The sequence below is a fragment of the Pseudomonas sp. GW821-FHT09A09 genome, from assembly GCF_059418405.1.
Map to the genome: position 1 here is coordinate 85,339 of NZ_JBWKPU010000016.1, position 24,808 is coordinate 110,146.

Consider the following 24,808-nt stretch of genomic DNA (forward strand, 5'->3'; position numbering starts at 1 on the left):
ATGAACGATATTGCGAATTTTCTGACAGAATACGCCGCAATTTCGTTCATCTCTGGAGCGCTACATGGCCACCCTCACCAAGACCGCCGCCCTGCTGGCCCTCGCGCTCAGTGCAAGCGTTGCCTTCGCGGCCAGCAAACCCGCGCCACAGAAGGCCGACACCCAAACCATCTCGACACTGGGCGGCAAGTTCACCTTCAAGCTGCCCAAGGCGTATGTGGCCGACACGCTGCCCACTGGCAAGGCCGAAGACGGCACCGCCGACACCCAGGGCACGCTGTACGCCAACCAGACCACCAAAAGCGTGGTGATCGTCGCCGAAACCGCGCGTAAAGATGGGGTTACGATCCAGGACAACGACACCCAGTTCCTCGATGGCGCCGTGGCCGGTTTTATCAAGGACCAAAGCGCCGCCCTGCCGGACTTCAAGAAGCAAGGCGAAAAGAAGCTGACCTTCAAAGGCCTGGGCCTGCGCCAAGTCGACAGCACCGCCACCCAGGGCGGCGGCAAGACGCTGAATTCCACGTTCCTAGGCGGTTCGGGTAATCACCTGCTGGTGATCCAGGCCATTTCCCGTGGGGATGATGTGAAGGGACATGCGGAGTTGGTGAAGCAGATCACCGGCGGTAAGTAACCTGATCTCTCTTGCAACTTAGCACCCCTGTGGGAGCTGGCTTGCCTGCGATAGCGGTGTATCAGTCAACGGCGATATCGACTGATCAATCGCTATCGCAGGCAAGCCAGCTCCCACATTTTTTTGAGGTGCGGGTTATTTCAGGCTTTTTTCCAGCCAGGCCTTCAGGTCCTGCACTTCGGCCTCGCTCACGGTATGCGGCATGCCCGGGTAGCCGTGAAATTCCGGTTTCAACCCCAACCCCGTCAGCACTTCGTTCGCCCGCGTCGCCGACGCATAAGGCAGCGCCTGGTCCAGCGTGCCGTGGCCGATGAAGATCGCCAGCGCTCCCAACGCGTCATTCGGTTTCAGCTCGGCCTTGAGCACTGGCAGCACACTGCCACTGAGCGCCGCGATCCCACGTACCAGCTCCGGCTGCCGCAACCCAACCTCGTAGGACATGATCGCGCCCTGGCTGAAGCCCACCAGGAATACCCGGTCGGGCCGGGTGTGGTACTTGGCGGTAGCTTTGGCCACAAAGTCTTCGATGAGCTTGGCGCTGCGCTGCAGGTCGGCCGTTTCGCCGTTGTACTCAGCGTCACCCTGGGTCTTGGCAAACCAGCGATAGCCGTGAGGGTCCACCGGCATGGGCGCCCGCGCCGACAGGTAGGTCCAGGTGGACGGCAGCGCATCCTTGATGCCAAACAGGTCTTCCTCGTTGCTGCCAAAACCGTGCAGGAAAATCACCAACGGCTGGTTGCGCGCATCGGTCTGGGTCTGTTCCAGGTACGCCAACGGCAGGTCGGTGTGCAGCGAATCGTCGGCATGAACAGCGCCAGCCACCAGGGTCAGCGCCAGGGCAAACAATTTGAGCATGGGACGTTACCTCAGGGTTTGCGCAACAAATAGGTGTCCATGATCCAGCCATTGGCCAGGCGCGCGGCCTTGCGCACCCGTTGAATGTCGTCCGCAACGTCGGCCACTTTACCGCTGATCAGGATCTCGTCCGGTGTGCCCAGGTAGGCACCCCAGTAAATATCCAGGTCCTGATCGGCCACGGTACGGTAGGAGTCTTCGGCGTCGAGCATCACCACCAGGGTGTCGGCATCGCTGGCCTGCCCTGCTGCCAACCGGCGCCCGGTGGTGATCTCGACAGACTTGCCAATACGGTTCAGCGGCACTTTGTGCTGCGCTGCCAGGGCCTGCACGCTGGTGATGCCAGGGATCACTTCGAATTCAAAGGTGCAACGGCCACTGGCCAGGATCGCCTGCAGGATCCGAATGGTGCTGTCGTACAGCGCTGGGTCGCCCCAGGCCAGGAATGCACCCACTTCGCCGTCAGACATTTCCTCGTTGATCATGCGCTCGAAGGTCTGCTGTTTGTCGCGGTTCAGGTCCTGCACGGCGGTGGTGTAGTCGATATCACCACGCACACGCTCGGGGCAGTCGGCCTCGACAAAGCGGTAGCCGGGCTCGGTGATGTAGGTCTCGCAGATCTCGCGGCGCAGGTCGATCAACTTGTCCTTGCTCTGGCCCTTGTCCATCAGGAAGAACACGTCGGTGCGGTTGAGCGCCTTCACGGCCTGCATCGTGATGTAGTCAGGGTTGCCGGCGCCAATGCCGATGATCAGGATGCGTTTCATGGGTTGCTCTCATTGCGGGGCGTGGATTTTGCCATGTTCGCGGGGTCAGGCGTGAGTTTCCAGGCGCAGGCGCCACACACGGTTGAAACGCAGCTCGGTGCAGGACAGCGGCTCGACGTCGACCCGGTAGAACATCGACAGCGGCAACTGCAGCACGTGCAACAGCGCGGCACGGATCACAAAGGGATGGGTAACGGCCACGACATGCCCCGGCTGGCTTTCCAGGGCTTTCATCCACTGCCCGACCCGCAGGCAGATCTGGTCCACCGACTCGCCACCGTGGGGCGCGCTGGCGCTGTCAGTGAGCCAGGCATTCAAGGCCTCGCCTTCCAATTGGTCGATGGCCTGGCCTTTCCAGTGGCCAAAATCACCGTCGCGCAAGGCGTCTTCCACCTGTGCGTTGTCTCCGAACAAGCTGGCTGTCTGCCGGGCCCTGGCTTCCGGCCCGCAGATCAGGCGGTGTTTTTTCGGGTAGCGACCGGCCAGGGATAACGCCTCACGCTGCCAGTCCAGCACAACGGGTTCGTCATCGGGAAACCGCCCCTGCTTTTGCGCCAGCGTGGCGGCATGGCAGATCAGGCTTAAACGGGTGGTCTGCATCACAAATTCACTCTGCTTCGGTGCGCAGTCAGCGTAGACTGGCGAAGTTGTTTCAACATGTTACAACGAACATGAAACAGGAAGCCGGTTCAATACCGGCGCGGTCGCGCCACTGTATTCGGCCCCACAGCCGTAAGCCAGACCCTGTTTCAGCTCCCTATGCTTTCCATTTCGGGACGCGTCATCCCTGGAGGTTTTCATGGCTAACACCGCTGCAACCCACCCTGATGTCTATGTGCCAACGATTCCCCTGGGCGAAATCCTCCCCTGGGCAATCTTCGGCGGCCTGCTGTTGATGCTGGCGATCTACTTCGTTGGCGCCGAGCAAGGTGCCACGGCGGTTTTCAAAGGCATGTACGTGCACGAATTCGTCCACGACGGTCGCCACCTGCTGGGCTTTCCCTGCCATTAATCAATAAGAGAGACATGACATGACAGGGCAATTACTCGTTCGCGGGATGCTGGTGGGCCTGCTCGCCGGCGTATTGGCGTTCGGCTTCGCCAAGACTTTTGGCGAACCGCAAATCGACAAGGCCATCGCCTTCGAAGACCAGATGGCACAGATGCACGGCGATACGCCGGAAGAAGAACTGGTGAGCCGCGACGTGCAAAGCACCTTCGGCCTGTTCACCGGCGTGGTGGTGTACAGCGTTTCCCTGGGCGGGATTTTCTCCCTGGTGTTCGCCTACGCCCTGGGCCGCATCGGCAAGGTTGGTCCCCGTGGCCTGGCGGCGCTGCTGGCATTGGCGGCATTTGTAACGCTGATCCTGGTGCCCGGCCTGAAATACCCGGCCAACCCGCCATCGGTGGGCGACCCGGAGACCATCGCCCAACGCACCCAGCTGTTCTTCCTGATGTTGCTGGTGTCGGTCGCGGCCGCCGTGATCGCGACCAACGCCGCACGCAAGCTGATCGCCCGCCGTGGCGTGTGGGCCGGGGCAGTCCTGGGCGTGGCGCTGTACATCGTGATCGTGTCGGTGGCGGGCAGCCTGTTCCCGGTGATCAATGAAGTGCCGGAACAATTCTCGGCCGTGCTGCTGTGGAAATTCCGCGTCGCCTCGCTGGGCATCCAGCTGGTGCTGTGGACCACCCTGGGCCTGGTGTTCGGTGCGGTGGCCGAGCGCCTCTTGAGCCAGCCACGCGCACGCTTGAACTCCTGAACTAGATTCCGGGATGGGCCAGGTAGAACACCTGATAGCCCGTCCCGGGATGCGCCCCATCCAGTGCCTTGGCCGACAAGGTGATCCGCACCAAACGCCAGGCTTGCACATCCAGCGCCAGGAACACCGCAAAGGTGTCACGGCTGTCCGCCACCTGCAGGTTGCGCGCCTTCTCCTCAGCCAGTATCGCGGCCCGGTCCGCCCCCGGCGCCAGTGGCCACTCTTCCCGATACAAACTCAACGCCGCCTGCGCCGGCCCACGTTGCACATCCAGCGGCAGCCAGCTTTCGATATGCGGGCGGCCGAAACTGTCGAGCACTTTCTGGAAGCGTGACCCCAGCAGAAAGTCGGCGGCCTGCAATGGGTCTGACCACAGGTACACCGACGCATACACGTTGCCGCCCTGCTCCTGGGCGATAAAGGCCTTGAACAGCAACCCCTCGGCGTTATCCCACAATGGCCCCAACTGTGCGGCGCGCCGGCGAATCACGCCCATGTCGTAGTCGGCGGGCAAGCGGTGCGAATACTGTTTGGCGAACATATAAAAACTCCCGTGCAAGATGAGGTTCCAGCTTGCGCAGCAGCGATGATTTCAACAAGATATGACCCGATATATGTGCGATAAGGAACTGATATGACTGACGCACCCAAACCCCTGGATATCGACACCGTGCACGCGTTCGTGCTGGTCGCCGATTTCACCAGCTTCACCCGCGCCGCCGAGGCGCTGGACACCTCCCAGGCCGCCATCAGCCTCAAGCTCAAACGCCTGGAAGAACGCCTCGGTTATCGTCTGCTGGAACGCACGCCCCGGCATGTGCGGCTGTCGCCCCAGGGCGAGCAATTCATCGTCGCCGCGCGCGCCCTGCTCAACGCTCACGAACGCGCCTTGGGCGACATGGCCGCCCAAGTGCAGCGACGCCTGGTGATCGGTATCAGCGACCACGTGGCCGGCCCCGACCTGCCGCTGTGGCTCAGCCGCCTGGCGGCCTACGACCCGCTGGTGATCCTCGAGGTGCGCATCGCCTCGTCCCGCGACCTGGTGGCCGCGTTCGACCGCAACGAACTCGACGCCGTGATCGTGCGCAACGAAGGCGACCGCCAAGACGGCGAAGTCCTGGCCGTGGAACGCTTTGGCTGGTTCGCCGCCCCCACCTGGCAACACCCTCCCGGCACGCCGCTGCGCATGGCAACCATGGCCGCACCGTGCGGCGTTCGCCACCTGGCCACCCGCGCCCTGGACGAAGCCCACATCGACTGGACCGAAGTCTTCGTCGGCGGCGGCGTAATGGCCGTGGGCGCCGCCGTGAGCGCCGGCCTCGGCGTCGCCGCCCTCGCCCACCGCGTGGCCCCGCCCGGCGCGGTGGACGTAAGCACGCAATTTGGACTGCCCGCATTGCCCGTCAGTGAAGTGGTGCTCTACAGCCGGATCAGCGATGCACGCTCACGGGAAACCTTGCGCGCGCTGAGTGCAACCTTCCGTGGGGTGCTGCAACGCTGAACCCGGCGCCCGGTTTGGCACATGCCTGATTCACCGAGGCGCCTGCCTCGCCGGCAAGCCGGCTCCTACATTTGGACCGCGCCGACAGTTGGAAACCGGCCAACCCCAATCCCTGTAGGAGCCGGCTTGCCGGCGATGGCATCTGCTCGGAGTGCCTGATGTACCGAGGCGTCTGCATCGCCGGCAAGCCGGCTCCTACAGATCCACACCACTCAGAAGTAGCCGTTACCGCAGAAACGGATATGTACTCAATCGAACCACTCCCGCCGCCCCTCAAACGTCCCCACAATCAACTCCACCACCATCCTCACCGCCTCAACATCCTGCACCCGCGCATTCACCGCCAACCACACCTGCCGCTGCATACTCTCAGCCAGCAACCCCGGCAACGCCACCAACCCCCGGTCAAAACTGCTCATGTAATGCGGCAACAACCCAATGCACGCCCCACAGCGAATCATCTCCAACATCAACGAATACGCCTGCACCTGCACCACCGCCGCCAGCCGCTGCTCCACCACCGCGTTCCAGGGTTGCAACGCCTCCACCTGCACATCAGGCTGCCACTGCACCAGCATGTAATCGTCCAGGTCTTCGACACTGTCCGGCCGCGTGGTCAACCGCGAATACCGCTTGGCGATATGCGGCAAATAGTGCAAACGCGCCAGCGCCCGAGGCGGCTCCGTCGGAAAACTCGGCCCCGGCAACGGCCCGTCGGCATCCGACAGCCACAACACCACATCCGCGTCCACTGCCTGCAAGGACAACTGACTGTCCAGGGAAATGATCTCCAACCGCACACTGGCATTGCGGCGCAGCAAGGCGATCAGATCGCGCCCGAGAATGTCATGCAGGATCGGCTCGGCCACCGCCAGGCGAATCAGCGGTTGCTCCACCACCGGCAAACGCCGCTCATGGGCCAGGGCCACCAGGTGCGCTTGCAACTGCTGACCGTCACGACTGAGCACCAGCCCATTGCCCTGGTAGGTGAACAACGAATGGCGCAGCTGTTCCTCCAACTGCGCCAGGCGTTTGCGCAGCAACGTCGCCTTGATATTCAGGCTGCGCGCCGCCTGCATGAAACAGCCACAGCGCGCGCTCACCAGGAAATAGCGCGCCACCTCCGGTTCGATCTCGTCGGCCTGGGCCAACCAGGCGCTGCGCGGCGCCATCGGTTCACGATAGGGTGCAGCCCCCTGGGGGGCAGACGGTTCTAGAAATGCCATGGGAGACTCCCTGTCTTGTAGGTCTTGTGCATCCAATGCGTGTTTGCGTGTGTTACTCCAGCACCTTGTTCAATTCGGCACCGTCGATGCTCAAAGTGGCGGTATTGAGCATGCCTTCCAGATAGGCCTTGGCAATCTGCTCCTGGCGTTGGGCGCGCAGGGCCTGGGTCAGGCGTTCGCGCAGTTCATCGAGCGTGGCGGTACGTGACGGTTGCTGGCCGATCAGCTTGAGCACATGGAAACCGGCCGGGCTTTGCACCACCTCCGACACGGCCCCTACCTTGAGCCGCGACACCGCCTCGCGTACCTGGGGCACCAGTTGCTGCAACGGTTGCATGCCCGAGTCGCCACCGCGCTGGGCGGTGTCCGGGTCCTGGGAATATTGCGTGGCCAGGGCGGCGAATTCGCCCGGTGCGGCTTGCGCCCTGCGGCTCAGTTCCAGGGCCTGGCGGCGCACGGCGTCGGCGCCTTGTGGGTCGTTGACCGCCAGGAAGATCTGGCTCACCCGGTACATCGGTGGCGTCACCCACTGAGCCTTGCCGCTGTCGTAGGCCTGTTGCAGTTCAGCGGCGCTGGGGTAGTCGGCCGGCACTTGGCTGACCGACAGCATGTAGTCACGGAACACGATCTGCTCGGTGGCGGCGCGGGTCTGCTGCTCCACCTCAGGGCGCTGGCGCCAGCCTTGGGCGTCAGCCTGTTCGAGCACGGCCTTTTGCGCCAGACGCGAACGAATCCAGGTCTCCAGCGCGCCACGATTGCCGCGCAGTTGCTCGCGGGACTCGGCGGGCAAACTCGCCAGCACGCTTTTCAGCTCGGGCACGTCGATCTGCTGGTTGCCCAGGCGCGCCACGGCCGGGCCGTCTTGCAGCGGCTTGCCGGCAGGTGTGGGTTGCTGCGCAGCCACCGGGTCGTTGCCCGGGCGCAAGCCCAGGCCCACCGCAACCACCAGCAACGCCAGGGCACCGGCGCTGACCATCAGGGTTGGCTTTTTCACAGGACTGGCGCCTCTTCACCCTCAGGGGCGGTAGCGGCCTGCGCCTGCAATTGGGCAGCCTGCTGGCTGTACTCGCGCAGGTAGACAATGAACTCCTGCAACAGGCGGTCCCACAGTTCCAACTGGCTGCGCAGGTGGGTAGCGCCGACACCGGCCACCACCACGTCCATTTCCATCAGCAGGAATTCACCCTGCAATGACAGCCGTGCAAAACGGCGCGAAGCGTTCCACACCTGGGCCAGGCCTTCGGGCAGCTCACCTTGTACTCGCAGTGCGCAGCTGTAGGTGAAGTCCACGTAGTTGCCCGGCTCTACCGCCGCATTGCCAAAACGCACGGCAAAGCCGATGCCCTGGCTGGCGCTGAGCAATTGCACAATGCCGTTCTGTTCGGTCTGGTTGACCCGGTAGCCGGCTTCCTGCAGCAGCTCGGTGAGGCTCTGTGGGGTCACGCTGGTGATCAGTTGAACGTCGCTCATCGTAGTCTCTTCCTTGTCGATCAATGATTAAGGGCGGTATGCGGCGCATCGAAGCGGTTTTGGTAAAGCTCGTCGCCAAACCCCTGGGCCAGTTCCTCGAACTTGACCCGCGCGCTGCTGGCGAAGGGTTGGCGGATGCTCATCACTTCGGCCACGTCGATTTTTTCGTAGGCCGCGAGCAACTGCCGGGCCACGCCGTACATCTGTTGATTCTTGACTGAACATTGCTGCACTTGTGTGTCACGTTCAGTCAGTTGCGCCTGCAAGCGGGCGCGCTCGGTTTCCTTGCCCTTGGCCAGCACCAGCAACTCGTCATAGGCCTTCTTGAACTTGCCGATCTGCTCATTGCTCGCCGCCACCTGGGCCTGCGCCTGGCTGTGCAGGTTCTGTTGCTGGCCGGCCAGTTGTTCGGCTACGCCACGGGCTTTTTCCAGTTCGGCGGTCAGCTGCTTGATCTGCGCCTGGGCCTGCTTGGCCTGGTTTTCGGCGGCAATGCGCGCCGCACTGGCCTGGGCCTGTTCGCTTTGCAGCGCCTGCAATTGCTGGGTGGTGCTGCGCAGTTGCGTACGCAGGCGCTCTTCCATGCCTTCCGCCGAGGCCGCCGTGGCGACGAACAGCAACAACAGCCCGCCAATTCGCATGTTCATGTGGCATCTCCCTGCGCATCAGAAGCGCGTGTTGAGTTCCAGTTGCATCACATCCACTTCGAACGGCGCGCCGTACACTTCCGACGCGCTCAACCAACGCGCACTGGCGTAGATGTTCTTGTCGAGGCCGTAGTTGGCGCCAATGAAGTAGCCCTTGGCGTTGGTGCCGCCCAGGTGGAAGGACGAGTCGTTGAAGCCGTCGGGCAAAGCGTCAGGCTGGATGTACTTGTAGCCAGCCAACACGTTCCAGTCGCCGCGCTTGCGCATCTCCAGCGCACTGCCGAGGGTGAACTGAACCATCAACGCATTGCCGCCACTTTCAAACTGGCCCTTGCTGTTGATGTTGTTGACGATCTCGCCTTCGCTGCGCTTGAGCATCTCGCCCTTGTCGTAGGCCAGGTTGTGAATGAAGTTGCCTTGGGTGCGCAACTTGAAGTCGCTCGGCAGCTCGGCGTCCCACGCCAGGTTGAGGTCCAGCACATCGAACTTGGAGGCCAGGCCCACGTACTGCGGCTGCGGGGTCAGGCCAGGCGTGGCTGGGTTGGGCGAGATATTGCGCAGCAGGAACAGACTGTTGCCCTTCTGCATGAAGGCCAGGCGTGAACCATCGGAGTCGCAGCCGGGCGCACCGGCCCAAGGCGCACAAGGGCTGGAGCGCTGGCCTTCGATATCGTCGAAGTGGTAGTAGGCCACCGCGCCCTTCAGGCTGTTGTCGCGGTTGATCTTCCAGTTGGCGCCAATCTGCCCGCCGAACAGCCATTTGGTGTCGCTGTCTTCCTTGTCGAAACCGTTGCTGCTGGCCGCGTCGGAGGTGTACTCCACCGGGAACACACCCAGGGTGCCGAACAGCCCCCACTGGTTATTCAAGGCATGGTTGAAGTTGGCGGCGATACCGTCGAAGTTCAGATCACCCGAATACATCATGTCGGTGGAATAGAACGGGTTGGCGAAACGACCGGCCGTGAGGGTCACGTCCTGCGTGGCCTTCCAGCTCAGGTAGCCCTGGTCGAGCCAGATGTCCTTCTTGCCAAAGCCGCCCCCCAGGGTCTGGGTGGTGGATACCGGGTTGTTGTCCGAGCCGGTGCCGATGCGGATACCCGCGGTCCATTCCGGCGAGATCACCGCTTTCATGCCCAGGCGGGCACGCAGGCGGAACAGGTTTTCCCGGTCCTTGGTGGTATTGAGCAGCGGCGGTAACTTGGTGTTGGTGTCTTTGTTGACGTCGTACGGCCCGCTTTCATTGAGCTTGGCGTAATCGACCAGCTCATTGCTGTTGTTGCCCGAGAAGTAGCGCGACTCGTCCCGCAGGCGAATGTCGCCGTCAAAGCTGATGCGCGACACCCAATCGGGAAAGGTGTTGGGCTGGGCCCAGTTTTCATTCTTGGCGGTGGCCATGACTTCGGCCTTCACCTGATCACGGATCTGATCACGCACCGCTTGCGGCACGTACTGCACCCGCACATCCCCAGGTGCTGCCACCGGGCCGCTGGCAACCACCGGCGCGGCGTTGGCCTGGCGCGCCTGCTGGGCTTCTTTTTCGGCCTGGGCGATCAGCCCGTTGGCGGTGTCCTGGGTCAACACGCCCTGCTGCACCAGCAGGCGGATCAGGTTGATGGTGACGTTTTCCGAGGGGGCGACCGGCGCTGCTGTCGCCTGGCCGACCAGGGTCGCGATGACCATGCCAACCGCCAGGGTCAGTCGATTCACGGGGGAAATCATGTGTACGCAACTCCTGTAAAAAACCGTAGAAAGAGGGTTCGATCAATCCGGACGCCGGCCCTTGAGGGACAAGCGCATGGGCAGCGTCAGCGACGCCGGCGGCTTCTGTGTGGCGCGCGGTGCCTGCACCAGCGCGAGCATCTGGGCGTCGGTCTCACTGTCACCACTGGACTTGGCCACCACCGCCCGCGTGACCTGACCATCCGCGCCCAGCCACAGGTCGATCTGTATGGCAAAGGCCTTCTTGCGCAGCTCCCGGTCCTCGCGCATCAGGCGCTGGTAGGTGCCCGCCAGGTACTGTTTGTAAGTGCCAGTGCCCAACCCGCCGCCGCCACTGCCCGCCATGCCGCCGCCCTTGCCGGCGCCGATGTTGAAACCATCGTTGCCGGACTGCGCATCGCCATCGATCTGCATCGGGTTGGCCAAGTCGTCCGCCGGTGAAGGCGGTGCCTCTTCGGCCGGCTTAACCTCTTCGGGTTCGGGGCTGGGTACCGGCTCCGGCACCTTTTCTTCCACCTGGGGCTCGGGTTCCTTGGGTTTTTCCGGCGGCGGTGGCGGCGGTGGCGGCAACGGGATAATCGTCGGCACCTTGGGCGCTTCACGCCGCACGCCACTCATGTCATTGGCCCACTGCCACAAGAACCAGGCGGCCACGGCGCCCAGCAGCAGGCCAGCGCCCCATTTCAACGGGCGCAACGGCGGCTTCTTCTTCACTGCCAGGGGCGCGATCGGGATCTGTGCGGTCATGACTCAGCCCTGGCTCGGTTTGCCGGTGACCAGCCCGACCTGGGACAGCTCCAGCCGTCGCAGCAAATCGAGCACTTCGATCACCTTCTGGTACTGCACCAACGCGTCGCCGCGCACGATCACCGGGAAGTCCGGGTTCAGCGCTTTCTCGATGCGCAGGCGCTCTTCCAGCTCACCGAGGGTCACCGGGTACGCATCGAGGAACACCTGACCGCCGTCGTTGACGGAGATAGCCTTGGTCTTGGCCTCCGACAACGACACCGAGGCGCTGGCCTTGGGCAGATGGATCTGGATACCCGAGACCTGGGCAGTGGCGGTGAGGATGAACATCACCAGCACCACCATCAGCACGTCCACCAGGGGCGTGATGTTGATGCTGTCGACGGCGGCGTCTTCTTCATCGTCGTGGGAGGCGTTTACGGAAGCCATGGCGATTCTCCTCAGGCCGGCACGGTGGCGTGGTGCTCGCGGCGATGGGCCGCTTCACTGGACTGGCTCTCGCCGTGCATCTCCGCCAGGCGAGTGATGAACTCGTCGACGAACACGCGCATGTCGGCGCTGACTTCCTTGTTGCGCGTGATCAGGCGGTTGTAGCCAAACAGCGCCGGGATCGCGACGAACAGGCCCATGGCCGTGGCCAGCAAGGCCGCCGCCATGCCCGGTGCAATGGCGTTGATGTTCACGTCACCGGCCATGGCCGTGCCGAGGAACACCACCATGATCCCCAGCACGGTGCCGAGCAGGCCGATGTACGGGCCGCCGGCGATGGCGTTGGACAAGGTCGAGAGCTTGGCACTGAGGGCCTGGTTTTCGCGGGTACGCACGCCGTCCATGGAGCAGCGGATCGCTTCGATGGTGGCGGCCGATACCGACGAGGTGTCGGCGCCCTGGGCACGGCGGGTGCGGATCTCCTTGACCGCCACGCGGTACAGGCGCCACAGCGAAGAATGGGTGAGGCGCTCGGCCAACACGTCATCGTCGTAGTACATTTCCAGGCGCGTACCGATCTGTGCGAACTGCTCGCGGAACACTTCGTTGGCACTGCTGACGCGGCTGACCATGCGGTTCTTGCGCAGCATGATGAACCACGACTGCACCATCATCGCCACCAGCACCAGGATGATCACCCAGGCGTCCACCGGCACGGCCTTGAGCAAGAAGCCCAGGCTGCCGAAGCCAAATCCCGACTGTTCTTCATCCACCCCGTAAGCCACCAGTTTCGACTCGGCGCCCTGGGCACTCGCGTCAGCCAGCAGCAACGTGGCCGGACGGGCCACCTTGGACAGACGCAGCTCATCAATGGCGCCGGCAAACGGCAGGTGACCACTGGCGGCGTCCGGCAGGTCGGCGCCGATGGCCAGCTGCGAATTGAACGCCGGCAGCGCGACCGCCAGGCTCGCGGTTTCGCGGCCATTGACGTACAGCGCGATTTTTTGGCCCTCGGCGGTGAACGCCAGGTGCTGCCATTGGCCCGGGTTCAGCGGTTGGGTCGACACCGCACGCTGGCCATCGACGTCCACGAACGGCATACCCTGGTTCAAGCCGAGCAACAGGCTGTGGCCACCGTCACGTCGGGCGAACACCACTTGCTCGCCGCTGGCCTGGTCCAGGCGCAGCCAGGCGCTGAAGGTGAATGCGCCACCAGCCGCCTGTTGCAGCGACGGGCTGGCAGGCAACATCAGCGGTTGGCCACTGAGTTGCAGGGCGCGGCCGATGACGCCATCGATGCTTGCGCCGGTGGCGTTCAGCGCGGTGTTGGCGTAGGCCGTGGTGTCCCGGGCTGGCGTGCCGTTGGCGCCGTCAAAGTGAAACAGTGCGGTGTAGTTCGGATCGAAGGTCAGTTGGCCGTTGGCGGTCGCCGTTGCCTTCTGGTTGCCGTAGTACATCCACAGGTCCTGGCGCTGGCCACCCTCGACCTTGGGCACATCGACCCAGATCAGCGCCATGCCCATCAGCGGGTCGAAGCTTTCGATCTGGTGATTGAACACGGTCTTGTCATCGGCACTGACAAAGCGCAGGTCGGCGCCGTCATCCTTGACCCCGTCAAAGGAGAAGTTGCCGGTGTGCAGGCGCACCAGCAGCGCAGTGCGGCCCAGGGCCTGGTTGATCGCCGCGCCTTGGGCAGTGGTATCGACCGAAATCTGTTTGCGGTAATGCCAGTCGTCCTGCCACCAGGCATGGGCGGTGGCCGGGAGCGTGAAGCCCAGGCAGATCAACAGGCTCAGGAATAGGCGTTGCATGGGTGAAGTCTCCGGAAGAAAAAGTCAGAAAGTCGCCTGCACACTGAAGTGCAGTCGCGAGTCCTGTTTCTGGGTGTTCGGTCCATCGAGCAGCGGGTAACCCCAATCCAGGCTGCCGGACAACCATTTGCTCAAACTGGCGCGGGTGCCCAGGCCGATACTGGCCAGGCTGTATTCGTCTTCTTGCTCGGGCAGCGGGTCGTGCAGGCGCAGGCGTGCGCCTTCGGCGAACGCATAGAAGCGCCATTCCTGCACATAGCTGCCCAGGTACTTGGCCAGGGACGGCGTGCGCAGTTCCTGGGAAAGCAAATAGCCCTCGTCGCCAGTGCGCTCCGCCGCCAGGTAGCCGCGCACCGAAGTGGCGCCGCCAGCGGAATACTGCTCGTTGGAAACCAGCGGCCCCGAGGCCAGCTGGAACGCCGCCTTGGTTGCCGACTGCCAATCGTTGGTGAAGGTGTAGGTGTAATTGAGATCGCCCTTGAGCACCGCGAAACTGGCGCTGGCCTTGTAGCGCTTGTAGTCGAACTCTTCGGCGTCGCTGCCGTAGCCGAAAAACGCACGAGTCCCCACGATCAGGTTCAAGCCCAGGCCGAGCTGGGATTGTTCGGTGTAGCGGTAGCCGTTGTAACCGAGGGTGAACGGCGCGTACTTGAGCGGCACCTGGTCGCTGCTGGAGCCGAACTTCATTTCTTCGTCGAAGTCCTTGAAGTCCACGCCGAAGGAGAACGAGTTGGCCCAGGCGCCCGCCGCCGGCAGGTTGTAGATCGCCGATACGCCGTAGGAATGGCCCTTGCCCAACACGTTGCTGCCGCCGATGGTGGCGATGTTGCTGTCGGACTGGTAGCCAGAGAACTGCAGGGTCCAGCGCTCATTCAGCGGCGCGCTGTAGGAGCCCGACCAGACCTTGGCATTGCTGCTGTCCTCGGGCGCCGTGAAGTAGGTCAGGGAAATGCTGTGGCCCAGTTGCCACAAATTGTCGTACCCCAGGGTGGCGACCGAGCGCAGCTTCTCGGTGTCGGCGCTGTAGTCGTTGTTCAGGCCGAGGCTGGCGTGCCAGGGGTTCTGGTCTTCCACCTGCAGGTCCACGTCCATGGTGCCGGGGCGTGCGCCTTCGCGTACCAGCGGCGTGACCTGACGCCCCGCCCCTCGGTTGAGGCCGGCCAGCTGGGTTTGCACCGTGGCAAAATCCGGCACGGCGCCCTCCTCCAGCGCCGGCACCTGCTCGCGGATTTCCACCGGCGAATAGTGCTTGGCACCGACCACACGCACGCGGCCGACTTTGGTTTCGCTGACCTGCAAATAGACGATGCCGTCATCGACCTTCTGCTCGGGCAACTCGACAAACACCGACTGGTAACCCCGCGCCTGATAGATCTTCTGCAACGCATCGCGTGCACCCTCGATATCGTCGAGGGTCTTTTGCGGACCGAGGAACGGGTACACCGCTTCCTCAATGGTCGCCGCGTCGAGCACGGTATTGCCGCGCACGAAGTACTCGTTGACGTCCACCCGGCGTGCCGGCGCGTCCCCGGCCTCTTCGGCCAGCACCGGTTGGGCCAAGGCCCCCAGCGTCAGGCACAGCGCCAGCGTTGACTTGAACAGATGCTCCACACCGCCCCCTGGTTTTCTGAAAAAGTTGTATGCCTTCGCCGATTGCACGGCGTTCGGCCTGCTCAATTGCTGGTGGTCGAAAGATGGCTGTGCCGGGCCAGCCAGGTGTGCAGCAAGGCGAAGTTCAACGAGAACTCCGGCATGTGCAGCAAGGCGCCACAAAACACTTCACCGATGATTTTCTGGATGAGCTGTACCGCGTGCGGGTTGTTCAGCAGCGTGGCGATATCCCGCTGCAGGACTTGGATGCTCCATACCCGTTGGTTCAGGTCGAGGCCGACGAACCAGCGAAACAGCAGGTTGTAGTTGAGCTGCTCGTGCAGCTGTTGTTCGCTGGGTACCGAATACAGCAGTTGCAGCAGGAGGATGTGCACCACGGTGTGCGGCGCGATGGACATGCCAGGGTCGGTCTGGAGCAGATCACGGTGGCTGTCGAGCACCTCGTCGATCTGCGGGCGCAACAGCACCAGCGAGTGCCCGGAGGGGATGTAGCTGGACACTTCCTTCAAGGCGCCCTGCCAGTCGTCCTGGGAGACGATCCACACCCACGGCGCGCCGTAGCGGTATACCGAAACCGGCTTCTTGCGCGCAGCTTCGACGATCTTCGACAGGCGCTGGTCGAGCTCCTGCATGCCTACTTTCGAATAACGTTCCATAGTTCCCATTTGCCCCACTCCTGGCGTCCTGCTGACGGCTTGGGAGACGACTTTTGATCGTATCCAGCGCGTTACACAGGAGAGACGGGAGGGGGTGGGAGCTACCGAACTTTTGTCATGAAAGCTTCATTTTGGATTGAGTGGGGGGCAATTTTTTGGGGGGCTTGGGGTGGGGGTATATCCGTTATTTGGGGGATGGCGGCTTATGGTTCCGCCCTTACGGCGGCTCACTTTGGAAAAGCCGGAATGCCGGCCCAGCCCAAAGTAAGCAAAGGGCTCTTGCCCCAACACTCGGCACCTCGCTCACGCTCGGTGTGCCCGTAATCCGACAGAGATTTGGGGGGCCGCCGCCACGCGCCATCCATGGCGCGGGGCGGCTAAGCCGGCGTCCTGCCGGCTTACCCCCCAAATCCCTGCCGAATTCCGGCCAGCGTGTTTGACGGGGCGCCCAAGATCAAAATCAAGAGCACAGCGGCCTGACAGCCGGCTTGAGTGGTGTAGAGCAAAGGCAAAGGCAAAGGCAAACGCGGTCCACTGTAGGAGCAGGCTTGCCGGCGATGGTCGCCAACGATGACGCAAAAAACCAGGCAAAACGCTGAGCCCCACTGTGGGAGCTGGCTTGCCTGCGATGGCATCTACTCGGTGTGCCTGAATCACCGAGGTGTCTGCATCGCCGGCAAGCCGGCTCCTACAGGGGAATGCGATCAACAACGCTACCGGTCGGCTACCAGGCCGCCGCGTTTGCTTTTGACTTTGATCTGGGGCGCCCCGTCAAACACGCTAGCCGAACGCAGGCTTTGGAGCGTGGGTAACCCGGCAGGACGCCGGGTTAGCCGCGCTGGGCCAAGGATGGCCCATCGCGGCGGCCCACGCTCCAAAGCCGGAGTGAGGGCACACCGAGCCTAGGCGAGGTGCCGAGTGTTGGGGCAGAGCGTTTTTGGTTACTTTTGGCGCTCTTCCAAAAGTGACCCGCTGTAAGAGCGGAACCCTAAGCAGCCGTTACCGCAGCAACGGATATGTACACAGAGTCAAACCCCAAACCGCCCCCGCTCCGACTCATAAAGCGGCCGAACCAAAGCAAACTCATGATCAATCTGATCCACCAAATCCCCCAGGTCCGCCGCAGCCCCCGCCGACTCAGCCTCCAACCGCTGACACAACTGCGCCAACCGCACCGCCCCCAGGTTGCCACTGCTGCCCTTGAAGCTATGGGCAATCCGCCCCAACGCCTTGGCATCATCCCGCGCCTTGCGCAGCGCCTCGATACGTTTTTGCGAATCGTCGAGAAAGGTATCGAGCAACTTGGGGTACTCGCCTTCCATGACTTCCTGCAAACCCGAAAGCACGTCCGGGTCCAGATGAATCTCAGCCACTTGCTCGCTCCTTGATCAAGAATCGGCGGATTATGCCAGAGCCCCCCAGCAAAACTCCACGCAGACACTGCGCCCACCATCGGACCAGCGTACATCGCTGCTCAGTTGACGCACCAGGCTCAAGCCCCGGCCTGACAAACGGTCAACATCCAGCGGCCGGGCCAGTACCTGTTCCACGTCGAACCCGGGTCCGCTGTCTTCGATGCGCAGCGACATCCTGCCGCCCGTAGCGGTCGGCACGACCTGCACATGCACCCGCACATAACCGCTGTCCAGTTGCGCCAGGCGCTCATTGCGCTGGCGATAATAGTGGGCAAACCCCTGGGCATCGCGTTTGAGCCGGGAGTCCAGGCCCAGCACGCCGTGCTCCAGCGCATTGGAATACAGCTCGGCCATAACACTGTAGAGCGCCCCGCTCTGCTCCCGCAGGCCATGGATCTCCAGCAACAGTTGCAGCAGGTACGGCAGCGGGTTGTAGCTTTTGAGGGTCTGCCCGCGGAATTCGAAACTCACCGACCAGTCCAGCGGGCACGACTGGCCGCTGTCGGCATACAGCGGTTGCGCCGTGCGCAACGACTGGCCGGGCTGCAAGGTGATCTCGACCAGGCTGACGTCATCGCGCACTTCACCGCGAAACGCGGCCAATGCCTGCTCGATGTCTTCGAACAGCAGGTCGGGCTCGCGGTTGGCGGCAAACACTTGCTGCAGGCGCTCGACGCCAAACAACTGGTCATTGGCGTCAGCGGTATCCAGCACGCCGTCAGACAGCAAAAACACCCGGTCGCCCAACGCCATGGGCCACACCTCGGTGCTGTCATCAAACGCTTGCGCCGACAACACCCCCAACGGCAAATGCCGCGACTCCAGCGGCGTGCGCTTGCCGGTGGCAACTTCATGCACATAGCCTTCAGGCATGCCGCCGTTCCACACCTCGACCACGCGCCGCTGGGCACTCAGGCACAACAGCGTGGCACAGCAGAACATGTCCACCGGCAGGATGCGCTTGAGCTTGGCGTTCATCTCGCGCAGGGTCTGCGCCAGGCCGTAGCCCTTGGCGGTCATGCCGTAGAACACTTCCGCCAAAGGCATGGCGCCGACGGCTGCCGGCAAGCCGTGACCGGTGAAGTCGCCGAGCAATACGTGCATGTCACCGGACGGCGTATAGGCCGCCAGCAACAGGTCGCCGTTGAACAGCGCATAGGGCGATTGCAGGTAACGGATATTCGGCGCCGCGTTGATGCAGCCCGAGTGCGCGACCTTGTCGAACACTGCCTTGGCCACGCGCTGCTCGTGCAGGAGATAGTCATGGTGCTTGGCGATCAGGTCACGCTGCTGCAACACCGTGGCCTGCAGGCGACGCAGGCGGTCCATGGCGTTGATCTTCGCCGCCAGGATCAGTTGGTTGTAGGGCTTGGGCAGGAAGTCATCGCCGCCCGCATCGAGGCAGCGGGCCAGGGCTTCGCTTTCGCGCAAGGAGGTCAGAAAAATCAGCGGCACCAGCTCTTCGCCTGCCAACTGCTTGATCCGGCGGGCCGCCTCGAAGCCGTCCATCACCGGCATCAACGCGTCCATCAACACAAGTTGCGGACGCTCGCGGGTAAACACTTCGACCGCTTCAAGGCCATTGGTGGCCGTGAGCACCTGGTGGCCCTGGCGCCGCACAATCGTCGACAGCAACAGCAGGTCCGCCGCGCTGTCTTCGGCGATCAGGATCGTGAGCGGTTCCGGGACGGGGGCCAGGGCGCTCAACTGATGTCGAACAGTTTGTCGAAGTTGGAAATGGCGAGGATCTTGCGCACATCGGAATTGCTGTTGACCACCCGCACTTCCGACTCATCCCCACCCGCGTGGTCGCGCAGCAGCAGGAGCATGCCCAGCGCCGAGCTGTCCATGTAGGTGGTTTCTTTCAAATCGACGACGTACAACTCCGGCACTTTGTAGAAGCGCTCGTAGGAATCGCGAAACGTCTGGTGGCTGCCGAAATCGAACCGGCCCTTGATCGCGATCGTCAACTTCTTCCCGTCCAGGGATACTTCTGACTCGACTGACATGCGACTGCTCCTTGTCATTGGCAATGACACAAGGTTTAGCAGGCGAACCGCATCTGAGCAACACAACAAATCAACTGTAGGAGCCGGCTTGCCGGCGATGGCGGTCTATCGGCTGGCTCATCAGCGCCTGATAAACCTTTATCGCCGGCAAGCCAGCTCCCACAGGTGATGGTCAGAACTGGGATTGGCGCGGGAGGCGCTGGGAGAGTTCGTCGAGCAGCTTTTGCTCGCGCTTGTCTTCGATGGCGCGGGCTTCGTCGATGTAGCGCTGTACCAGTTTGCGCAGGCCCTCGACGCGGGCAAACGCGGCTTGCCAGCTTTCACGGGCTTTATCGAGGTTGTTCTGGTGCCAGGCCAGGCTCTGGCGCTGCTGGCCGACTGCGGTTTCCAGCTGATTGAGAAAGCCTTGGTAGCCCATCAACCACTGGCCGGACACGCCTTTGCTGCCGCGTTCGATCCACTGCTGCTGGTACTCGCCGCGAAAACGTTCCAGGTCGCCCAGTTTGCTTTCAGCCAGGCGGACCTGGCCCTGGAAATAACCCAGGCGTTGCACCGCGGTTTTCTCGGCCTTTTCGGCCATGTCCACCACTGGGGCCAGACGCGACGAACGAGTGCTGGCCATGGCTTAACCGCCTGGCGCCGGGGCGAAGATCGTACCCAGGTGCGCTTCGCTCTCGCCCATGCTGATCTTGTCGTTGAGGCCCTGGCGCAGGTAGGTCACCAACTGCGGTTGCAGGGCAATGGCCAGGTCGGTCTCGCGGTCACCACCGGCCACGTAGGCGCCGACGCTGATCAAGTCGCGGCTCTGCTGGTAACGCGACCACAATTGCTTGAAGTGCTGGGCACGGGTCATGTGTTCCGGCGTCACCACGGCCGGCATCACCCGGCTGATGGAGGCTTCGATATCGATGGCCGGGTAGTGCCCTTCTTCAGCCAGGCGCCGCGACAGCACGATGTGGCCGTCGAGCACGCCCCGCGCCGAGTCGGCAATCGGGTCCTGCTGGTCGTCGCCTTCAGACAATACGGTGTAGAACGCGGTGATCGAGCCGCCCCCGGCCTCGGCATTACCGGCACGTTCCACCAGCTTGGGCAGCTTGGCGAATACCGACGGCGGATAACCCTTGGTAGCGGGCGGCTCGCCGATGGCCAGGGCGATTTCCCGCTGGGCCTGGGCGAAGCGGGTGAGCGAGTCCATCAGCAACAGGACGTTCTTGCCCTTGTCGCGAAAATATTCGGCGATGCGCGTGCAATACATCGCCGCACGCAGGCGCATCAGTGGCGCATCGTCCGCTGGCGAGGCCACGACCACCGAGCGCTTGAGGCCTTCTTCACCCAGGCTGTGCTCGATGAATTCCTTCACCTCGCGGCCCCGCTCGCCGATCAGCCCCACAACAATGATGTCGGCCTCGGTAAAGCGGGTCATCATGCCCAGCAACACCGACTTACCCACGCCGGTACCGGCGAACAGGCCCAAACGCTGGCCACGGCCGACCGTCAACAATCCGTTGATGCTGCGAATGCCCACGTCCAGCGGCACGCTGATGGGGTTGCGGTTGAGCGGGTTAATGGTGGGGCCGTCCATCGGCACCCAGTCTTCGGCCTTCATGCCGCCCTTGCCGTCCAGCGCACGGCCAGCGCCGTCGAGCACGCGGCCGAGCATGCTCATGCCCATCGGCAAACGGCCGGTGTCGGCCAACGGCACCACGCGCGCACCGGGGGCAATGCCCGCCAGGCTGCCCACGGGCATCAGGAAAATCTTGCTGCCGGAAAAGCCCATCACCTCGGCCTCGACTTGTACCGGGTGATAGCTGTCGTCGTTGATCACCATGCAGCGGCTGCCCATGGCGGCGCGCAGGCCTTCGGCTTCGAGGGTCAGGCCGACCATGCGCAACAGGCGCCCTTCGAGGATCGGCTGGCCGGGCAGCTCGGTGGCCTCGGCGTAACCGCTCAGGCGCTTGGCGAAACTGGTGCGATCAAGGCGCATCGGGGGCGTCCAGTTCAACGCTCAGGTCAGGCTCGGCCGGGTGCAGGGCCTGTTCGTGAAGTTGATCGAACAGCTTGGCCATGATCTGGCTGATGCGGGTTTCCACCGTCGCATCGATGCGGCTGTGTTCGGTCTCGACGCGGCAACCACCGGGCTGCAGCGAGGCGTCTTCGACGATGCGCCAGGTTTCTTCATGGCGCTCGCGCAAGGCTTTGACCTGTTCGAAATCCTGGGGGTTGATGTACAAGCGCACATTGCCGACGCCCAGGGGCAGCAGCTTGAGGGCTTCGCGCATCACGCTTTCGATATGGCTGGAATCCAGCACCAGCTCGCGCTGGATGACTTGGCGGGCGATATGCTCCACCAGGCCGACCATGGCTTTTTCGATCTGCGAATCCTGCTCGGCAATCGGATCGAACAGCGTACCCATCAAGCGCTCCAGGCTGGCCAGCTTGACGCTCAGTGCGGCTTCGGCTTCCTGGCGGACCTTGAGGGTGGTGCTGCGAAAACCGTCCTTTTCACCGGCGGCGAAGCCTTCGTTGTAGGCCTCCTGACGGATGGCCTCCACCTCTTCGAGGGTCAGTGGCTGGACTTCGTCCAGCGGCACTTCCTCGGACTCCGCCGGCAGCTCGGGCTCGGGTTCCGGCTCGGGCTCCGGCACATGGGGATCGAAGCTGGGCAACGACCAGATGTCGAACCCGCCGACATCCCGCGCGCGAATCAGATCGCTGGGCGCCTCATCTTTGTTCGACATCAGAGGCGCCTTAGATCATTTCTTCGCCGCCCTTCCCGCCGAGAACGATTTCTCCGGCTTCGGCCATACGGCGGGCAATGGTGAGGATTTCTTTCTGCGCGGTTTCCACGTCGCTGACGCGTACCGGGCCTTTGGCTTCCAGGTCGTCGCGCAACAGTTCCGAGGCACGCTTGGACATGTTCTTGAAGATCTTCTCTTTGACGTTTTCGTCCGACCCCTTGAGGGCCAGCACCAGCACGTCCGAGGACACCTCGCGCAGCAACGCCTGGATGCCACGGTCGTCGACGTCGGAGAGGTTGTTGAACACGAACATGAGGTCTTCGATCTGGGTGGACAGGGTGTCGTCGATCTCGCGGATCGAGTCCATCAACTGGCCTTCGACCGAACTGTCGAGGAAGTTCATGATGTCGGCCGCACGCTTGATACCGCCCAGGGTGGTGCGCGATGCGTTCGAGTTGCCGGAGAACTGCTTCTCCAGAATGGTGTTCAGTTCTTTCAGCGCCGCCGGTTGTACGGTGTTCAACGACGAGACGCGCAGGATGATGTCCAGGCGCACCTTGTGGTCGAAATGGCCGAGCACTTCGCCGGCCTGGTCCGGGTCCAGATACGCCACCACGATGGCCTGGATCTGCGGGTGCTCGTAGCGGATCACGTCGGCCACGGCGCGCGGTTCCATCCACTTGAGGCTGTCCAGGCCGCTGGTGTTGCCACCCAGCAGGATGCGGTCGATCAGGCCGTTGGCCTTGTCTTCGCCCAGGGCCGAGGTGAGCATCTTGCGGATGTAGCTGTCGGAGCCGACGCCCAGGCTGGTCTGGTCGCCGACGATCTCGACGAACTCGCTCATCACCTGCTCGACTTGCTCGCGGTGCACATTGCGCATCTGCGCCATGGCCACGCCCACCCGTTGAACCTCTTTGGGGCCCATGTGGCGCAGCACTTGGGCGGCGTCGGTTTCACCCAGGGACAGCAGCAATACAGCGGCTTTGTCGACCTTGGTGAGCTTGGCAACAGCGGCTCGATTATCACTCATCTGCGTTGATCCACTCTTTCACGACCTGGGCCACACGGCCCGGGTCTTCTGCCACCAGACTCTTGATTGCGTTCAGCTGAGCGTCATAGCCTTCGCTCGGGCTTGGCAACAGGATGCTTTGCGGGCCGCCGAGGCTGACGCGGTCGTTGGCCAGTTCGCCGTCCAGGCCGCCCATGCCACCCAACTCGACATCGCCACCTGCCAGGGCAAGCTGTTTCTTGCCATTGCCGGTGATGTTGTTGAGCACCGGGCGCAGCACACCGAACACCAGCACCAGGATGAACAACACGCCCAGCACTTGCTTGACGATGTCCCAGAACCACGGCTGGGTGTAGAACGCCGGGTCGGCGATCACTTCGCCACGCTCGGCGGAGAACGGCATGTTGATCACGCTGACGCTGTCACCACGGCTGGCGTCGAAACCGACGGCGTCCTGCACCAGGCGAGTAAAGCGTGCCAATTCATCGGCGCTCCACGGCGCACGGGTAACCGCGCCGTCAGCCGGGTTGACCTTGACCTGGTCATCCACCACCACCGACACCGACAGGCGATTGATCTTGCCCTGTTGCTGCTTGGTGTGGCTGATGGAACGGTCGAGTTCGAAGTTCTTGGTCGACTGGTTACGCTTGTCCGACGGGTACGGCGCGAGCATTGGCTGGCCGGTAGCCGGGTCCATGATCTGCTGGCCGTTGGCGTCCAACAGTGGCTGGCCAGGCTGTACCGCACCGGCCGAAGCGGTAGCGCCACCGGTAGTCTGCGGCGCCGAAGCAGGCGACGGCGGCTGGTTGCTCAGGGCGCCCGGCACACCTTGCGGGCCATTGCTGGCGGTGCGTTGTTCGTTGGTCGACTGCTCGCTGCGCAGGGCTGGCTGATCGGGGTTGAACTGTTCGGAGGTCGACTCTACGGCGCTGAAGTCCACGTCGGCGGAGACTTCAGCTTTGTAGCGGTCGTTGCCCAACACCGGTTGCAGGATGTTATGCACGCGCTGGGTGAGCATGCTTTCCATGCGGCGGCTGTAGTCGAACTGTTTGCCGGCCTGGGTCAGTGCAGAGTTCTCGGCCTGGTCGGACAGCAGGTTGCCCTTCTGGTCCACCACGGTAATTTGCGACTTGCTCAACTCGGGCACGCTGGTGGCGACCAGGTTGATGATCGCCAGGACCTGGCCAGGCTCCAGGGAGCGGCCGGCAAACAGCTCAACCAACACCGAGGCGCTTGGCTTGCGTTCGTCACGCACGAACACCGAGCTTTTCGGAATGGCCAGGTGCACGCGGGCACCCTTGACGTTGTTCAGGCTGGAGATGGTGCGCGCCAGCTCGCCTTCCAGGCCACGACGGTAGCGGGTGGCTTCCATGAACTGGCTGGTGCCCAGGCCTTGGTCCTTGTCGAGGATTTCAAAGCCGATGTTGGCATCGGACGGCGTCACGCCCGCAGCGGCCAGCTTCATGCGCGCACGGGCCACGTCGTCGGCCTTGACCAGCAACGCGCCAGAATTGGGTTCTACGGTGTAGGCGATGTCGGCGGCGGCGAGGGTTTCCATGATCTGCTTGGAATCCATGCCCGCCAAGCTGCCGTACAGCGGCCGGTAATCAGGTTGTTGCGACCACAACACCACGGCAAAACCAATCGCCACGCTGGCAGCCAGGCCGACCATCAGGCCCACCTGACGCAACATGGTCATTTCGGAGAGGTTTTCCAGGAACGACAGGCCAAACAGCGGCGGCTTGCCGTCTGCTTTGGCGGGTGCGTTGTCCACGACTGCTTCTGCCATGACTTAAATCTCGTC

The 24,808-nt window shown here is 63.0% G+C and carries 26 protein-coding genes and 1 riboswitch; of the genes, 4 read left to right on the forward strand and 22 right to left on the reverse strand.

Features of this window, described 5'->3' with window-relative positions; all coding sequences use genetic code 11:
* Nucleotides 1-64: 64 nt before the first annotated feature.
* Nucleotides 65-634, forward strand: coding sequence for a DcrB/PsbP domain-containing protein (locus AC07OV_RS16295; protein ID WP_178919717.1), 570 nt, complete (start codon nt 65-67; stop codon nt 632-634).
* A gap of 135 nt (nt 635-769) precedes the next feature.
* Here the strand turns inward: AC07OV_RS16295 and AC07OV_RS16300 are convergent, their stop codons facing one another.
* The 3 genes from AC07OV_RS16300 to AC07OV_RS16310 are packed head-to-tail and all read right to left on the reverse strand — an operon-like array spanning nt 770 to nt 2,856.
* Complete coding sequence (locus AC07OV_RS16300; protein WP_494998938.1) at nt 770-1,489, reverse strand: alpha/beta hydrolase; 720 nt, start codon at nt 1,487-1,489, stop codon at nt 770-772.
* An 11-nt stretch (nt 1,490-1,500) separates the two neighbouring features.
* Entirely contained in the window at nt 1,501-2,256 is a 756-nt protein-coding gene (gene cobF, locus AC07OV_RS16305; RefSeq protein WP_176996575.1) for a precorrin-6A synthase (deacetylating), read from the reverse strand.
* A 45-nt stretch (nt 2,257-2,301) separates the two neighbouring features.
* On the reverse strand, nt 2,302-2,856 hold the full coding sequence (locus AC07OV_RS16310; protein WP_494998937.1) for a histidine phosphatase family protein: 555 nt from the start codon (nt 2,854-2,856) through the stop codon (nt 2,302-2,304).
* A gap of 26 nt (nt 2,857-2,882) precedes the next feature.
* Nucleotides 2,883-3,023: riboswitch (cobalamin riboswitch) on the forward strand.
* A 32-nt stretch (nt 3,024-3,055) separates the two neighbouring features.
* Here AC07OV_RS16310 and AC07OV_RS16315 point away from each other — a divergent pair.
* Nucleotides 3,056-3,268 carry a CbtB domain-containing protein gene (locus tag AC07OV_RS16315; RefSeq protein ID WP_065905961.1) on the forward strand — a complete coding sequence of 71 codons (213 nt, stop codon included), beginning with the start codon at nt 3,056-3,058 and terminating at the stop codon, nt 3,266-3,268.
* Nucleotides 3,269-3,287: 19 nt separating this feature from the next.
* Nucleotides 3,288-4,016 carry a CbtA family protein gene (locus AC07OV_RS16320; protein ID WP_494998936.1) on the forward strand — a complete coding sequence of 243 codons (729 nt, stop codon included), beginning with the start codon at nt 3,288-3,290 and terminating at the stop codon, nt 4,014-4,016.
* Nucleotide 4,017: 1 nt separating this feature from the next.
* On the opposite strand, the gene AC07OV_RS16325 is transcribed toward AC07OV_RS16320, so the two are convergent.
* Nucleotides 4,018-4,557 (reverse strand): DUF4865 family protein, encoded by a 540-nt coding sequence (locus tag AC07OV_RS16325; RefSeq protein ID WP_176996578.1) that lies wholly within the window; start codon nt 4,555-4,557, stop codon nt 4,018-4,020.
* A gap of 93 nt (nt 4,558-4,650) precedes the next feature.
* Between AC07OV_RS16325 and AC07OV_RS16330 the strand changes: the two genes are divergently transcribed.
* On the forward strand, nt 4,651-5,517 hold the full coding sequence (locus AC07OV_RS16330) for a LysR family transcriptional regulator (RefSeq protein WP_495092580.1): 867 nt from the start codon (nt 4,651-4,653) through the stop codon (nt 5,515-5,517).
* 248 nt (nt 5,518-5,765) lie between these two features.
* On the opposite strand, the gene AC07OV_RS16335 is transcribed toward AC07OV_RS16330, so the two are convergent.
* The 18 genes from AC07OV_RS16335 to fliF form a co-directional block, all read right to left on the reverse strand.
* Nucleotides 5,766-6,743: a LysR family transcriptional regulator gene (locus AC07OV_RS16335; RefSeq protein WP_495092581.1), complete on the reverse strand. Its 978-nt coding sequence runs from the start codon at nt 6,741-6,743 to the stop codon at nt 5,766-5,768.
* A gap of 52 nt (nt 6,744-6,795) precedes the next feature.
* Entirely contained in the window at nt 6,796-7,737 is a 942-nt protein-coding gene (locus tag AC07OV_RS16340) for a peptidylprolyl isomerase (RefSeq protein ID WP_495092582.1), read from the reverse strand.
* A complete protein-coding gene (locus AC07OV_RS16345; RefSeq protein WP_176999480.1) occupies nt 7,734-8,213 on the reverse strand; it encodes a YbjN domain-containing protein in 480 nt (159 codons plus the stop codon). Before AC07OV_RS16345 ends, AC07OV_RS16340 begins: the two co-directional genes overlap by 4 nt.
* A gap of 20 nt (nt 8,214-8,233) precedes the next feature.
* Nucleotides 8,234-8,860 carry a DNA repair protein gene (locus tag AC07OV_RS16350; RefSeq protein WP_176999481.1) on the reverse strand — a complete coding sequence of 209 codons (627 nt, stop codon included), beginning with the start codon at nt 8,858-8,860 and terminating at the stop codon, nt 8,234-8,236.
* A gap of 18 nt (nt 8,861-8,878) precedes the next feature.
* Entirely contained in the window at nt 8,879-10,579 is a 1,701-nt protein-coding gene (locus AC07OV_RS16355) for a putative porin (RefSeq protein ID WP_495092583.1), read from the reverse strand.
* Between the two features lie 42 nt (nt 10,580-10,621).
* Nucleotides 10,622-11,326 carry an energy transducer TonB family protein gene (locus AC07OV_RS16360; protein WP_495092584.1) on the reverse strand — a complete coding sequence of 235 codons (705 nt, stop codon included), beginning with the start codon at nt 11,324-11,326 and terminating at the stop codon, nt 10,622-10,624.
* A 3-nt stretch (nt 11,327-11,329) separates the two neighbouring features.
* Nucleotides 11,330-11,755, reverse strand: coding sequence for an ExbD/TolR family protein (locus AC07OV_RS16365; RefSeq protein WP_176999484.1), 426 nt, complete (start codon nt 11,753-11,755; stop codon nt 11,330-11,332).
* 11 nt (nt 11,756-11,766) lie between these two features.
* Nucleotides 11,767-13,566 (reverse strand): DUF2341 domain-containing protein, encoded by a 1,800-nt coding sequence (locus AC07OV_RS16370; protein ID WP_495092585.1) that lies wholly within the window; start codon nt 13,564-13,566, stop codon nt 11,767-11,769.
* 24 nt (nt 13,567-13,590) lie between these two features.
* On the reverse strand, nt 13,591-15,177 hold the full coding sequence (locus AC07OV_RS16375) for a ShlB/FhaC/HecB family hemolysin secretion/activation protein (protein ID WP_495092586.1): 1,587 nt from the start codon (nt 15,175-15,177) through the stop codon (nt 13,591-13,593).
* A gap of 62 nt (nt 15,178-15,239) precedes the next feature.
* The gene (locus AC07OV_RS16380) at nt 15,240-15,833 is read right to left on the reverse strand and encodes a transposase (protein ID WP_495092592.1); all 594 of its coding nucleotides are present in this window, start codon (nt 15,831-15,833) and stop codon (nt 15,240-15,242) included.
* Nucleotides 15,834-16,861: 1,028 nt separating this feature from the next.
* Nucleotides 16,862-17,206: an Hpt domain-containing protein gene (locus AC07OV_RS16385; protein ID WP_176996186.1), complete on the reverse strand. Its 345-nt coding sequence runs from the start codon at nt 17,204-17,206 to the stop codon at nt 16,862-16,864.
* Between the two features lie 30 nt (nt 17,207-17,236).
* Nucleotides 17,237-18,955: an ATP-binding SpoIIE family protein phosphatase gene (locus AC07OV_RS16390; protein WP_494998750.1), complete on the reverse strand. Its 1,719-nt coding sequence runs from the start codon at nt 18,953-18,955 to the stop codon at nt 17,237-17,239.
* Nucleotides 18,952-19,257, reverse strand: a complete 306-nt coding sequence (locus AC07OV_RS16395; RefSeq protein WP_494998751.1) for an STAS domain-containing protein — start codon at nt 19,255-19,257, stop codon at nt 18,952-18,954. The genes AC07OV_RS16390 and AC07OV_RS16395 overlap by 4 nt, the downstream gene beginning before the upstream one ends.
* Nucleotides 19,258-19,429: 172 nt before the next feature.
* On the reverse strand, nt 19,430-19,879 hold the full coding sequence (fliJ, locus tag AC07OV_RS16400) for a flagellar export protein FliJ (RefSeq protein WP_176996189.1): 450 nt from the start codon (nt 19,877-19,879) through the stop codon (nt 19,430-19,432).
* Nucleotides 19,880-19,882: 3 nt separating this feature from the next.
* Nucleotides 19,883-21,241: a flagellar protein export ATPase FliI gene (gene fliI, locus AC07OV_RS16405; RefSeq protein ID WP_176996190.1), complete on the reverse strand. Its 1,359-nt coding sequence runs from the start codon at nt 21,239-21,241 to the stop codon at nt 19,883-19,885.
* Nucleotides 21,231-21,995: a flagellar assembly protein FliH gene (gene fliH / locus AC07OV_RS16410; protein ID WP_176996191.1), complete on the reverse strand. Its 765-nt coding sequence runs from the start codon at nt 21,993-21,995 to the stop codon at nt 21,231-21,233. The genes fliI and fliH overlap by 11 nt, the downstream gene beginning before the upstream one ends.
* A 10-nt stretch (nt 21,996-22,005) precedes the next feature.
* Entirely contained in the window at nt 22,006-23,025 is a 1,020-nt protein-coding gene (gene fliG, locus AC07OV_RS16415; protein ID WP_016972027.1) for a flagellar motor switch protein FliG, read from the reverse strand.
* Entirely contained in the window at nt 23,018-24,793 is a 1,776-nt protein-coding gene (gene fliF / locus AC07OV_RS16420; RefSeq protein WP_176996192.1) for a flagellar basal-body MS-ring/collar protein FliF, read from the reverse strand. Before fliF ends, fliG begins: the two co-directional genes overlap by 8 nt.
* Between the last annotated feature and the right edge of the window lie 15 nt (nt 24,794-24,808).